Source organism: Actinoplanes sp. NPDC019969 (genome assembly GCF_055562375.1).
In genome coordinates, this window is sequence record NZ_JBVHFK010000008.1 from 66,869 (window position 1) to 79,548 (window position 12,680).

8 protein-coding genes are annotated in these 12,680 nt (G+C 71.6%); 6 read left to right on the forward strand and 2 right to left on the reverse strand.

Annotation, left to right across the window (positions count from 1 at the left end; all coding sequences use genetic code 11):
* The first annotated feature begins 232 nt into the window (after positions 1-232).
* Genes ACZ3II_RS23925 through ACZ3II_RS23935 form a run of 3 tightly spaced genes read left to right on the forward strand, consistent with a single transcriptional unit; the run spans position 233 to position 2,776 of the window.
* Positions 233-922 (forward strand): response regulator transcription factor, encoded by a 690-nt coding sequence (locus ACZ3II_RS23925; protein WP_465519940.1) that lies wholly within the window; start codon positions 233-235, stop codon positions 920-922.
* Positions 915-2,270, forward strand: a complete 1,356-nt coding sequence (locus ACZ3II_RS23930; RefSeq protein WP_465519941.1) for a HAMP domain-containing sensor histidine kinase — start codon at positions 915-917, stop codon at positions 2,268-2,270. The genes ACZ3II_RS23925 and ACZ3II_RS23930 overlap by 8 nt, the downstream gene beginning before the upstream one ends.
* Before the next feature lie 35 nt (positions 2,271-2,305).
* On the forward strand, positions 2,306-2,776 hold the full coding sequence (locus ACZ3II_RS23935) for a hypothetical protein (protein WP_465519942.1): 471 nt from the start codon (positions 2,306-2,308) through the stop codon (positions 2,774-2,776).
* 14 nt (positions 2,777-2,790) lie between these two features.
* Here ACZ3II_RS23935 and ACZ3II_RS23940 read toward each other — a convergent pair whose 3' ends face one another.
* Positions 2,791-3,561 carry a DUF5995 family protein gene (locus ACZ3II_RS23940; RefSeq protein ID WP_465519943.1) on the reverse strand — a complete coding sequence of 257 codons (771 nt, stop codon included), beginning with the start codon at positions 3,559-3,561 and terminating at the stop codon, positions 2,791-2,793.
* Positions 3,562-3,736: 175 nt separating this feature from the next.
* Positions 3,737-6,544, reverse strand: coding sequence for a helix-turn-helix transcriptional regulator (locus tag ACZ3II_RS23945; RefSeq protein ID WP_465519944.1), 2,808 nt, complete (start codon positions 6,542-6,544; stop codon positions 3,737-3,739).
* A gap of 175 nt (positions 6,545-6,719) precedes the next feature.
* Between ACZ3II_RS23945 and ACZ3II_RS23950 the strand changes: the two genes are divergently transcribed.
* From ACZ3II_RS23950 to ACZ3II_RS23960, 3 genes are all read left to right on the forward strand, one after another.
* Positions 6,720-7,328 (forward strand): adenylate/guanylate cyclase domain-containing protein, encoded by a 609-nt coding sequence (locus ACZ3II_RS23950; protein WP_465519945.1) that lies wholly within the window; start codon positions 6,720-6,722, stop codon positions 7,326-7,328.
* A gap of 113 nt (positions 7,329-7,441) precedes the next feature.
* Positions 7,442-9,523 (forward strand): DNA gyrase/topoisomerase IV subunit B, encoded by a 2,082-nt coding sequence (locus ACZ3II_RS23955; protein ID WP_465520260.1) that lies wholly within the window; start codon positions 7,442-7,444, stop codon positions 9,521-9,523.
* Between the two features lie 14 nt (positions 9,524-9,537).
* The gene (locus ACZ3II_RS23960) at positions 9,538-12,057 is read left to right on the forward strand and encodes a DNA gyrase/topoisomerase IV subunit A (RefSeq protein ID WP_465519946.1); all 2,520 of its coding nucleotides are present in this window, start codon (positions 9,538-9,540) and stop codon (positions 12,055-12,057) included.
* The last annotated feature ends 623 nt before the right edge of the window (positions 12,058-12,680 follow it).

Sequence of the window (12,680 nt, forward strand, 5' to 3'; positions counted from 1 at the left end):
GAAAGCGCTTCCCGACCGTTTTTGGGAGCGTGCCCAGGAATGCCCGGTTGCTGGTCAGCCGCGTATATCAGACCGTGTCCCGGCGGGCCGCGCGAGAGCCGCGTGTCACCCGGTCGGGTCTCCGGGGACTCCTGGACGCCTTACCTTTCCCGAACATTCCGTGGCCCCGTGCGGCGGCATGATGGGGCGGGGCCGCCAGGGGCGCCGGCGGCGGACGGAGGGTGACGGGGTGATGCCGGATCCGGGTGGGAAAGGGCTGGTCCTCGTGGTCGAGGACGAGCGGCCGATCGCTGATCTGGTCCGGCTCTATCTGAGCCGGGAGGGCTTCGGGGTGCAGGTCGAGCAGGACGGGACGGCCGGGCTGGCCGCGGCGCGGCGGCTGCGGCCGGTGGTGTGCGTGCTGGACATCGCGCTGCCCGGTCTGGACGGCACCGAGATCTGCCGGCGGCTGCGCGCCGACGGCGACTGGACGCCGGTGATCTTCCTGACCGCCCGTGACGACGAGGTCGACCGGATCCTCGGGCTCGAACTCGGCGGCGACGACTACGTGACGAAACCGTTCAGCCCACGGGAGCTGGTGACCCGGGTCAAGGCGTTGCTGCGCCGCGCGGCGGTCGCCCGGGACACCGATCGGGTACGGGCACTCGGCCCCCTCACCCTCGACCCCGGGCGCCGGGCCGCGGCCGTGGACGGACAGCCGCTGACCCTGACGGCCACCGAGTTCGACCTGCTCGCGCACCTGGCCGGGCGCCCCGGCCGGGTCTTCACCCGGGAGGAGCTGCTCGCCGCCGTCTGGGGGTACGCCTCGCACGCCGGCACCCGTACCGTCGACGTGCACGTGGCGCAGGTCCGGGCCAAGCTCGGCCCGGCCGCCGGCCTGATCCGTACCGTCCGGGGGGTGGGGTACACCGCCGATGCGTGACTTCCTGCGTACGCTGACCGGCCGCACCGTCCTGGTGACCACCGCGACCGCCGTCGTCGCCGTGATCGTGACCGCTCTGGTCGCGATGCCGATCGCGGTCCGCTCGGTGAACGCCCAGATCCGTGCCGAGCTGGGGGAGAAGGCCGTCCTCGCGGTGGAGTTGCTCACCGACGAGCGGCCCGCGGCACGCCGGCGCATCGCCGACCGGCTGCGTGCCGAGAACATCGAGATCTACGTGATCCGCAACGGCCGTGCCGACCGTGCCGGGCTCCCGTCGCGGGTGATCCGCCGGGTGGCGGCGGGGGAGGCCGTCGACGTGCGGATTCCGATCGGCGGGCGGGCGTCGTTCGTCGCCGGCCGGTCGCTGCCCGGCGCCGCCAACGGTGTCGTCCTCACCCGCGGCGCCGCCACCGGCACCGCGCTGCGGGTCTTCCAGGGCGTGTGGGTCGCGCTGCTCGCCGGTCTCGCCGGCGGCATCCTGGCCGGTGTCCTGCTGGCCCGTTTCGTGGCCCGCCCGATCCGGCTCGCCGCGGCTGCCGCCGGCCGGCTGTCCGCCGGGGACCGCTCGGTGCGCCTGGACGCCCGCGGGCCGGCCGAGGCGGCCGGGCTCGCCGACGCGTTCAACCACCTGGCGGCCGCCCTGGCGACCAGCGAGGGCCGGGAACGGGACTTCCTGCTGTCGGTGTCGCACGAGCTGCGCACCCCACTCGCCACGATCCGTGGTTACGCCGAGGCCCTCGCCGACCGGGTGATCACCGAGGACGACGTGGTGCCGGCCGCGTCCACGATGCTCGCCGAGGCGCAGCGCCTGGACCGGCTGATCGCCGACCTGCTGGTGCTCTCCCGCCTGGAGGCCGCCGATTTGCCGCTCGACGTCACCGAGGTGGATCTCGTGGAGCTGGTCCGGGCGGCCGGGACGGCCTGGGCGGCCCGCTGCGACGCGGACGGGCCGGTGCTGCGCGTCCGGACGGCGGACGAGCCGGTCGTCGTGGACACCGACCCGGGCCGGATCCGGCAGGTCCTCGACGGCCTCTGCGAGAACGCGTTCCGGGTGGTCCCGGCCGGCGCGCCGCTGGTGCTGGCGGTGCGGGCCGGCACGGACGCCGGGATCCTGGAGGTACGCGACGGCGGCCCCGGGTTCACCGACGACGACCTGGCGGTCGCCTTCGAGCGGGGTGAGCTGAACCGGCGGTACCGCGGGGTGCGCAAGGTCGGCAGCGGTCTCGGGCTGGCTCTGGCCGCGCGCCTGGTGACCCGCCTCGGCGGGCGGATCAGCGCCGGTCACGCCCCCGAGGGCGGCGCGATGTTCACCGTCGAGCTTCCTTACCGAACCCGAACAATGCGCTGACGCGGTTCGATCGCCGCGAGCCCAGGATCATCGCCATGACTCGTACAGCCAAGAAGGTTCTGATCGCGGGGGTGGCCGCACTCGCACTGACCGGATGCGGCGCGCGGACACCGGCCACCGCTCCCGCCACCGACCTCGTCGCGGCCGAGATGGTGGCCCTGGAACAGGAATTCGACGGTGGGAAGGAGGCGGACACGGCGCGGCCCGGCGCGGTCCGGAAGCTGCTGCGCAAGAACACGTTGCACGGCGAGGTGACGGTGCAGGCGAAGGAGGGGCAGCGCACGATCGTCGTGCAGCGCGGCGAGGTGACGTCCGTCGACGGCGAGCGTTTCACCGTCAAGTCGGCGGACGGATTCTCCGTGACGTGGACGTTCGGTGATCCGCTGCGTGTCCGGCAGAACCGGGAGAAGGCCGAGCGCGGCGCGGTGCAGACCGGTGTGAAGGTCGGTGTCGGCGGGGTCCGTGACGGCTCGGCCACCACGGCCCGCCTGATCATCGTCGGCTGAGCCGCCTCACTGCCTCACTGCAGAAAGCCGCCGAACGGCGACAGCAGCAGTTTGCCGAGGCCGGTGGCGGTGTTGTCGAGACGCCGTCGCTCCTTGTCGAGCGCGATCATGTCGTGCCGCAGCGCCCAGATCCGCTGCGCGTTGCGCCAGGCGACGTTGCGGGTGTACTCCACCATCTCGCCCTGCCACCAGTCGTCCAGGTCGCCGTTCATCGTGTCGATGAGCAGCTGCCAGCGGTCCAGGTAACCGCGCCGCAGCCCCGGGATCTCATCGGCGAAGATGTCGTTGACCTGCAGGTAGTCGTGGTGCTGGTCGCTGCCGTCGACCGGGTCGCTGCCCAGGTGATCGAACGTGGTGACCAGGGCGAACGGCAGGTCGAAGTTGATGTGGGCGTTGACCCCGGCGACGGCCGACGGCAGTGGGCGCGCGTCCGGTCCGGGAATCCGGCTGAACAGGCCGGCCCACACTCCCGGGCAGGCGGGACTCGCCTCGGTCCAGTAGCGCAGCGCGTCGAAGTAGCGGGCGGCGAACTCGACGTCGAGCCGGGCCAGGAACGCCGGATCCTTGAACTTGCCGGCGTAGAGACGGTCCAGCACGTTCTCGGTGATGGCCAGGTAGAGCTTGTTGAAGTCGGCCAGCGGATTGCTGTGCAGCAGCGGTGGGACGCAGCACAGGACTTCCTGGAGTCTGGTCAGCTGGTCGACGACTCCGGGCACGTCGTCGGGGTGCCGTTGCAGGATATCGGACATCTCCTGCTGAACGGGGCCCCAGATGGCTTGGGTCATCGGATCCTCCGTGGGTGATGCAAAGGCAACGGAGGGCCCCCAGCACCGCCCGGCGAAGCTGGTCGCCGGGCGGTGCTCCCCCGTGGCGACCACATTTCCACGAAGGCCAGGCGAGGGGATCGGTAGAACGACGTATTCCGCATACGTATGTCACGGGCGGATAACGATCACCTGGTCAGGCGGCTGTCAGATATACCCGGCTGGCCTGGACGCGGCTGCGTACCTGCAGCTTGTCGAAGATGTGCCCGAGATGTACGCCCACCGTGCGCTCGCTGATGAACAGCAACTCGCCGATCTCCCGGTTCGTCAGGCCCTCGGCCACCGCGGCGAGCACCTCCCGCTCCCGCCCGGTCAGGGTGGACAGCTCGTCCGCGGCCCGCTCCGGCCCGGCCGGCAGGCTCTGCACGTCGTCGCCGAGCGTGACCCGGTACCGCTGGGCCACCGCGAGGATCTCGCCGGCCAGCGGACGGGCCCCCATCGCGGTCGCTGTCTCGTACGCCTCCCGCAAGCCTTTGATCGCCGCCGTCCGGCGCACCTTGCGATGCAGGGACGCCTCGGCGTGCCGGAGCCGCGAATAGGCCGCGGGGTACGGCTGCTGCCGCCGGTCCCAGATCGAGGCCGCCCGCGCCCACGGCTCCGGATCGTGCCGGTCCTCGACCCGGCTGATCTCGGCGGCACACAGATCGAGATAGCCGTCGACCACCGCACGGACCGCCGGCGGCGCGTCCACCGTGCCCTTGACCAGGCGATCCATCACCGACCGGAGGCGGCGGATGGCGCCCGCGTCGGCCGGCTGCCCGGCCACGTGCGCGTACGCCTCGGCCCGCAGCCCGTGCCAGGCCAGCACCCCGAGCAGCACCAGATCGTCGGACCGGGTCTCGGTGACCGCCCGCTGCACCGCCGCCCGCGCGTCGGCGTGCTCGCCCTGCCAGATCGCCAGGCCGGCCCGCAGCGTCAGCATCGGCAGCACGTGCCGCGCGCCGCCGCCGGCCAGCAGGGTCGCCACGCCGTCCAGGTCGCGGCGGGCGTTCTCGAACTCGCCGAAGTTCACCAGTAGCTGCAGGCGGCCGAGCAGCAGCTCCACCGCGTCGGCGCCGGACGGGTGATGGCTCATCGCGGTCTCGATGACCGTGTACGCCTCGGTCCACTGACCGATCCGGAACAGCCCCTTCGCGGCGATCGCCAGCAGCCGGGTCTGATAGGTCCGGCCCGCGCCCCGGTCGGCGAGCCGCGCGGCGCCCCGCCGGGCCACCAGGATGCCCTCCTCGATGCTGTTCAGCGGGCCGGTCAGCAACTCGGCCAAGTGCAGGTAGGCCACCCCGAGGTCGTCCGGGTGCCCGGACCGCTCGGCGATCTCCACGGCGTGCCGGATGACGGCGAGACCGGCGTCCGGGTCCTCCCGGAAGGCGGCGCTGAAGCCCAGCGCGGCGCTGGCCCGGACCAGGTCGGTGGTCGCCCCGTTGACCGCCGCCAGCTCCAGGGCCTCCCGCGCGTGCTGGTTGGCGTCGGCGTAACGGCCCAGGTGCAGGAGAAGCTCGGCGAGGTACGCCGCCGCCGAGGCCCGCCGCCGCGGGGTGCAGTCCGGCGCCTCCAGGGCGCGCTGGTACTCCACCTCGGCGGTCGCCGACCGGCCCGCCGCCGCGAGGTACCGGGCGCGGCGCAGGTGCAGGTCGGAGCGGCCCGGGGCGTCCGGGCGGCCGGCCAGTTCCTCGAGCCGGGCCAGCGCCAGCAGATGCTCGCCGCAGAGGTGCGCCGACTCGGCGGCGTTGCCCAGCAGCTCGGTGCGCCGCGGGTCGGTGTCGGCGGACAGGTGCAGCGCGATGGTCCAGTAGCGGTGGGCCTCGGCGAACCCGTACATCCGCTCGGCGGCGTGCGCCGCGGCCACCACCGGCTCCAGCGCCCGCTCCGGCTCGCCGGCCCGCTGCCAGTGGTGCGCCAGCCGGGCGTTGTCCGGCTCGCCCTCGAACGCCTCCAGCGCCTCCGCGTACCGCCGGTGCAGGTGGGCGGCCTCGGCCGGCAGCACCTCCTGTTCCAGCACCTCGGCCACCAGCCGGTGCCGCAGCTTGTAACCGTCGCCGTCGCTGGCCACGAACCGGTGCGTGACGGCCGCCCGGATCGCCTCGATCAGCTGGTCCTCCGGCAGCGGCACGACCCGGGCCAGCACCGAGTGGTGGATCGGCTCCACCCCGGCCGCTATCGCGTGCACCACCGTGTGCGCGTTCGGCGGCAGCTCGTCCACCCGGGACAGGAAGATCTCGCGCAGCGTGTCGGACAGCTCGACCCGGCCGTCCCGCAGGTCACGGGCCAGCTCCTCGGCGATGAACGGGTTGCCGCCACTGCGCTTGTAGACCCGGTCGGCGTCCTCGGCCGCCACCGTGCCGCCGACGATCGCGGCCACCAGCTCGTGCGTCTGCTCCTGGCTGAGCGGCGACAGGTCGACCACCCGGACCGACCGCAGGCGGCGCAGCTCGGCCAGCACCCGGCGCAGCGGGTGGGTGCCGTGCAGCGCCTCCGCCCGGATCGCGGCGAGCACCGACACCCGCACGTCACCGAGGCCGGCGAGCAGATAGAGCAGCAGCTGCCGGGTGCTCCGGTCGGCCCACTGCAGATCGTCCAGCACGAGCAGCAGCTGCTGGCCGCCGGCGATCGCGCGCAGGTCCCGGGAGACCCGCTCGAGCAGGGCGCCGGCGTCGTCGGCGGGCGCGGACGGGCCGCCGCCGTCGCGCCGGCGCAGCGCCTGCAGCACCGGGTGCAACGGCGACGCGTCACCGATGTCCAGACAGGTGCCGAAGAGCACGGCGAACCCGTGCTCGCGCATCCCGGCGGCGGTCTCGCGCAGCAGCCGGCTCTTGCCGACGCCGCTCTCCCCGGTCACGAACACGGCGGCGGTCCCACCGGGCCCGACGTCACGCAGGTAGGACTGAACATCGGCCAGCGTGCCGGTGCGCCCGACAAGCGGCCCTTCGCCCCCCAGGCTGGCCATGTCCGGCAGCCTAATCCGTATCCGACTATCACCTGGTCGTCGGTTCGGACTGTTCTGCGTCACAAAAACGACGGAATTCGATGCTGTCAGAGATACGTCGTTCTGCGGATCCGCCGGTTGTCGCGGGCTGGCACCGTACTCCCGGTCAACGCAGAGATCTGGGGGAGCGTGAGACATGACCACCGTCACCAGCGCCGTTCAGGAGCGGCGCCAGACCGTAACCGTGCTGTTCATCGACATCGTCGGCTTCACCTCGCTGGTGGACCGGCTGGACTGCGCGGACGTGCGTGCGCTGCAGCGGGACTACTTCTCGGCCGTCGCCGGGGTGGTCCGTGAGTGCGGCGGCATCGTCGAGAAGTACGTCGGCGACGCGGTGATGGCGGTCTTCGGGGCCGCGGAGGGCGGATTCGGGCCGGGGGCGGCCGCATCCGCGGTGTGGGCGGGCCTGTCGGTCCAGGAGACGTTGAGGGGGCGACTCCTGGCCGGCAGGTTCCCCGTCCGGACCCGTGTCGGACTCGCCACCGGCGAGGTGATCGTCGACCCGATGGCGGCGTTCGACGGTGGATACGGGATGATCAGTGGCAGCGTGGTGAGCACGGCGGCACGTCTCCAGGCGTACGCGCCGCACGACACCGTGGTGGTCTGCTCGGCCACCCGGGACGTGACCGACGAGCTCATCGCCTACCAGGAGCTGCCACCGGTGTCCGTTCCGGGTAAGCCGTACCCGCTGGACCTCTTCCGCGCCCTTGCGCCGCAGGCAGCACCGTTGGCTATCGTGTCGTAGGCCACTTTTTACGGTGGTTCATCCCGATTTTGGCCACGGTGTGGTCTAGACCTGCCTCGCCTGGGGCAGAAGTGTCGGAGGGGCCGGGTAGGCTCGCGCCGTCCTTGACCACCATGGCCGATCGGGAGTGCCGCCTCGTGACCGCGCAACCAGAGACCTTGTACGGGGCCGACGACCTCACGCACCTCGAAGGGCTGGACGCTGTCCGGAAACGCCCGGGCATGTACATCGGCTCCACCGACAGCCGGGGCATCAACCACCTGGCCAACGAGATCATCGACAACTGCACCGACGAGGGCGTCGCCGGGCACGCCACCCGGATCGCGGTGACCCTGCACAGCGACGGCTCTGTCCAGGTCGACGACGACGGCCGGGGCATCCCGGTCGACGTGCACGCCAAGTCCGGCCTCAGCGGCGTCGAGCTGGTGCTGACCCGGCTGCACGCCGGCGGCAAGTTCGGCGGCTCCGGCTACAAGACCTCCGGCGGCCTGCACGGCGTCGGCGCCTCCGCCGTCAACGCCCTGTCGCACCGCTTCGACGTCACCGTCAAACGGGACGGCAAGGTCCACGAGATCTCCTTCCAGCGCGGCGTCCCCGGCGTCTTCGACGGCCCCGGCCCCGACGCCGCGTTCACCCGCCAGCCCGGCCTGCGGGTGGCCCGCCGGATGAAACGCGGCGAGCCCAGCGGCACCTCGATCCGCTACTGGTACGACGCCCGGTATTTCGAGACCGGCGCCCGGCTCGACGCCGACAACGTCCGCACCAAGCTGCGCAACACCGCGTTCCTCGTGCCGGGCGTGCAATACACGCTGTTCGACGCGACCGCCGAAGAGCCCGCGACCGAGACCTTCCACTACCCCAACGGCCTGGCCGACATGGTGGAGTTCCTGACCCCGGCCGCCGACAAGCCGGTGTCCGGCATGCTGCTGGTCACCGGCGAGGGCACCTACAAGGAGAACGCCGCCGACGCCAACGGCGTCATGCAGTCCAACGTCGTGCGGACCGCCCAGGTCGAGGTCGCCTTCCGCTGGGGCACCGGCTACGAGCGCACCGTCGAGTGCTTCACCAACACCATCCGCAACATGCACGGCGGCACCCACCGCAAGGGCTTCGAGCGGGCCCTCGTGCGGGCCCTCACCGAGGCCATCCGCAACGCCCGCGGCCTGCTCAAGCCCAAGGAGGAGCCGCCCGTCCTGGACGACTTCCTGGAGGGCATGACCGCCGTCATCCACGTCCGGGTGCCGGAGCCGCAGTTCACCTCGCAGACCAAGGACGAGCTGTCCACCGCCGGCGTCGCCCGGGTGATGCAGGGTCTCGTCGAGGCGTACCTGAAAGAGTGGATCGACGGCCGCCGCACCAAGACCGAGGCCCGCACCGTCCTGCAGAAGGTGGTCGACGCCGCCCGCGTCCGCCTCACCCAGAAGCAGCAGAAGGACGCCGCCCGCCGCAAGACCGCCCTGGAGGGCGCGTCGATGCCGGCGAAACTGGTCGACTGCCGGGCCATCGGCATCGACCGCTCCGAGCTGTTCATCGTCGAGGGCGACTCGGCGCTCGGCACCGCCCGGATGGCCCGCTCCTCGGAATACCAGGCGCTGCTCCCGATCCGCGGCAAGATCCTCAACGTGCAGAAGGCGAGCCTGCAGCAGGTCCTCGACAACGCCGAGTGCTCGGCGATCGTCCAGGTCCTCGGCGCCGGCTCCGGCCGCACCTTCGACATCGGCGCGATGCGCTACGGCCGGGTCATGATCATGGCGGACGCCGACGTCGACGGCTCGCACATCCGGACCCTGCTGATCACCCTCTTCGCCAAGTACATGCGGCCGGTCATCGAGAACGGGCGGCTCTTCGCCGCCATGCCGCCGCTGCACAAGGTGGTCACCAAGGGCCGCAACGCCGAGACCCTCTACACCTACACCCAGCAGGAGATGGAGAGCACCGTCTCCCGTCTCGAGCGCTCCGGCCGGCAGGTGCAGAAACCGGTGCCCCGGTTCAAGGGCCTCGGCGAGATGGACGCGGACGAGCTGTGGGACACCACGATGAACCCGGCCGAGCGCACCGTCCGGCGGATCACCATCGAGGACGCCGAGCGCGCCGAAGCCACCCTCGAACTGCTGATGGGTGAACGGGTCGAGCCCCGGAAGAACTGGTTGATCGAGGCCGCCGGCCGGATCGACCAAGAGACGATCGACGCCTGAGAGGGTCGCTGACAATGGCACGCCGCAAAACCGAGAAACGCGTCGACCTTTCCGCGTTCGACCAGGCCGGTGCCCGGGTCATCGACAACCCGCTGATCACCGAGGTGGAGGACTCCTACCTGGAGTACGCCTACTCGGTCATCCACTCGCGGGCTCTCCCGGACGCCCGGGACGGCCTGAAACCGGTGCACCGCCGGATCCTCTGGTCGATGTCCGAGCAGGGGCAGCGCCCCGACCGGCCGTACGTGAAGTCCGCCCGCGTCGTCGGCGACGTCATGGGTAAGTACCACCCGCACGGCGACGTCGCGATCTACGACGCCCTGGTCCGGCTCGCCCAGGACTTCTCGCTCAACACCCCGCTCATCGACGGGCACGGCAACTTCGGCTCCCCCGACGACGGCCCGGCCGCCGCGCGGTACACCGAGGCCCGCATGTCCCGCGAGGCGATGCTGCTCGTCGGTGAGCTCGGCGAGGGCACCGTCGACTTCAAGCCCACCTACGACGGCTCCGAGCAGGAGCCCAAGGTGCTCCCGGCCGCCTTCCCGAACCTGCTGGTCAACGGCACGTCCGGGATCGCCGTCGGAATGGCGACCAACATGATCCCGCACAACCTCGGCGAGGTCGTGGCCGCCGCCCGGCACCTGATCAAGAAACCGCAGGCGAGCCTCGACGAGCTGATGCGCTTCGTCCCCGGCCCCGACCTGCCCACCGGCGGCCAGCTGCTCGGCCTCGACGAGGTGCGCCGGGCGTACGAGACCGGCCGTGGCGTCGTCCGCCTCCGGGCCCGCGCGCAGACCGGCCCGCTCGAGGGCGGCCGTGGCCGGCAGGCCATCACCGTCACCGAACTGCCCTACGGCATCGGCACCGAGAAGATCATCGAGGCGATCACCGACGAGGTGAAGGGCAAGATGATCACCTCCGGCCCGCGGCGCGGCCAGCGCCAGGCCGCCCGCCTGGTCGGGATCGCCGACGTCAAGGACCTCACCGACCGCGAACACGGCACCCGCCTCGTCATCGAGTGCAAGGTCGGCGTCAACCCGCAGGCGCTGCTCGCCGACCTCTACCGGCTCACCCCGCTGGAGAGCTCGTTCGGCATCAACAACCTGGTGCTCGTCGACGGGCAGCCCCGCACGCTCGGGCTCAAGGAACTCCTCGAGGTCTTCGTCCAGCACCGGTACGAGGTCGTCACCCGCCGCACGACGTACCGGCGCACCAAGCGCGAGGACCGCCTGCACCTGGTCGACGGCCTGCTCATCGCCCTGATCGACATCGACCGGGTGGTCGCGCTGATCCGCGCCAGCGACGACGCGGCCGCCGCCAAGGCCGGGCTGATGGGCGAGTTCGGGCTGTCCGACATCCAGGCCACGTACATCCTCGACACCCCGCTGCGGCGGCTCACCCGCTTCGACCGGATCGAGCTGGAAGCCGAACAGGACCGGCTCCGCAGCGAGATCGCCGAGCTGTCCCGCATCCTCGACGACGAGAACGTGCTGAAGAAGGTCGTCTCCGACGAACTCGCCGCCGTCGCCAAGGAGTTCGGCGCCGCCCGGCGGACCACCCTGATCGACGGCGACCTCAAGGAGGTGCTGGCGGCGTCGGTGCCGGCCGGCCCGCTCGAGGTCGCCGACGACCCCTGCCAGGTGATCCTCTCCGCCACCGGGCTGATCGCCCGGACCGCCGCCGAGAGCGAGGAGTCCACCGAGGCCCGCAGCCGCAGCGGCCGGGTCAAACACGACGCCGTCCGCGCGGTCATCCACTCCACCGCCCGTGGCCGCATCCTGCTGATCACCAACCGCGGGCGGGCGTTCAAGACCGACGTGCTGCCGCTCCCGGTCCTGCCCGAGCAAGCCGGCACGGTCTCGCTGCGCGGCGGCATGTCCGCGTCCGAGCTGGTCCCGCTGCAGGCGGGAGAGAAGGTCGTCGGGCTGGCGCCGCTCGTCCCGGGCGACTCGCCGGGCATCGCCATCGGCACGAAGTTCGGCATCGTCAAGGTGTGCGCCCCGGAGTGGCCGGTCCGTTCCGACGAGTTCGAGGTGATCACCCTCAAGGAGGGTGACGAGGTCCTCCAGGCCACCTGGCTCACCGACGGCGCGGAAGCACTGGTGTTCGTCACCTCCGACGCCAACCTGCTGCGCTTCCCGGCGAAACTCGTGCGACCACAGGGCCTCAAGGGCGGCGGCATGGCAGGCGTCAACCTCGGCGCGGACGCGGAGGCGATCTCGTTCAACGCGGTCGCGACATCGGACCACGAGCACGGGGAACCGATGGTGGTGACGTCGACCGGGACGCAGGTCAAGATGTCGCCGTTCGCGTCGTACCCGGCCAAGGGGCGGGCGACGGGCGGTGTCCGGGTGCAGCGGTTCCTCAAGGGGGAGACGCGGCTCGTGGTCGCCTGGGTCGGGCCACGGCCGGTGGGCGCCTCCAACACGGGTGAACCGGTGGAGTTGCCGGAGCCGGACGCTCGGCGGGACGGGTCGGGCAACGCGGTGATCATGGGGCCGCAGCTCATCGGGCATCTGATCGAAAGGGACTGAATTCTCGTCCCGCGGTAGGACGGTACGGGCCACGTCGATCATCGCCAAGGTGCGGCAGTTTCCGGGAGTCCGGGTGAAGCGATGGTTACGGTGGCCGGTTGCCGTGATGCGCGGAGAAAACGTTGTTCCGGAGTCGGAAAAAGTCGGAATCCCTGTCGCTGTTGTGGACGACCATCAGCGTTCAAGGTGACCGGGCCGAACTCGGACCGACCGCGGCGACTCCTCACGTGGCCACCACGCCCGGCCTGTGAGGAGTGCACGCCGACGGGCGGATGGCTTCGGCCCGGTCCCGCCGGATCGGCTTCGCCGATCGGCGAGCCGTCGCTCAGGCCGCTTGTCAGTGTCTCGTGGGCGGTCTGAGCGACGGCCGGGACGATGGGCCGTTGTTCAGGTGGGCTATCGGTGTCCGGTAGGGGGTCTGGGCGACGGCCGGGTCGGTGGGCCGTCGCTCAGGTGGGCTATCGGTGTCCGGTAGGGGGTCTGGGCGACGGCCGGGTCGGTGGGCCGTCGCTCAGGTGGGCTATCGATGTCCGGTTGGAGGGCTGGGCGACGGCTGAGTTCCGGGGGCCGTCGTTCAGGCGGGCTATTCGTGTCTGGTGGGCGGTCTCAGCGACGGCTGGAGG

Bases quoted from the DNA above. Each gene is read 5' to 3' on its own strand.
- ACZ3II_RS23945 (WP_465519944.1), bottom strand. From the start codon at position 6,544: ATGGCCAGCCTGGGGGGCGAAGGGCCGCTTGTCGGGCGCACCGGCACG.
- ACZ3II_RS23940 (WP_465519943.1), bottom strand. From the start codon at position 3,561: ATGACCCAAGCCATCTGGGGCCCCGTTCAGCAGGAGATGTCCGATATC.
- ACZ3II_RS23930 (WP_465519941.1), top strand. From the start codon at position 915: ATGCGTGACTTCCTGCGTACGCTGACCGGCCGCACCGTCCTGGTGACC.
- ACZ3II_RS23950 (WP_465519945.1), top strand. From the start codon at position 6,720: ATGACCACCGTCACCAGCGCCGTTCAGGAGCGGCGCCAGACCGTAACC.
- ACZ3II_RS23955 (WP_465520260.1), top strand. From the start codon at position 7,442: ATGGCCGATCGGGAGTGCCGCCTCGTGACCGCGCAACCAGAGACCTTG.
- ACZ3II_RS23935 (WP_465519942.1), top strand. From the start codon at position 2,306: ATGACTCGTACAGCCAAGAAGGTTCTGATCGCGGGGGTGGCCGCACTC.
- ACZ3II_RS23925 (WP_465519940.1), top strand. From the start codon at position 233: ATGCCGGATCCGGGTGGGAAAGGGCTGGTCCTCGTGGTCGAGGACGAG.
- ACZ3II_RS23960 (WP_465519946.1), top strand. From the start codon at position 9,538: ATGGCACGCCGCAAAACCGAGAAACGCGTCGACCTTTCCGCGTTCGAC.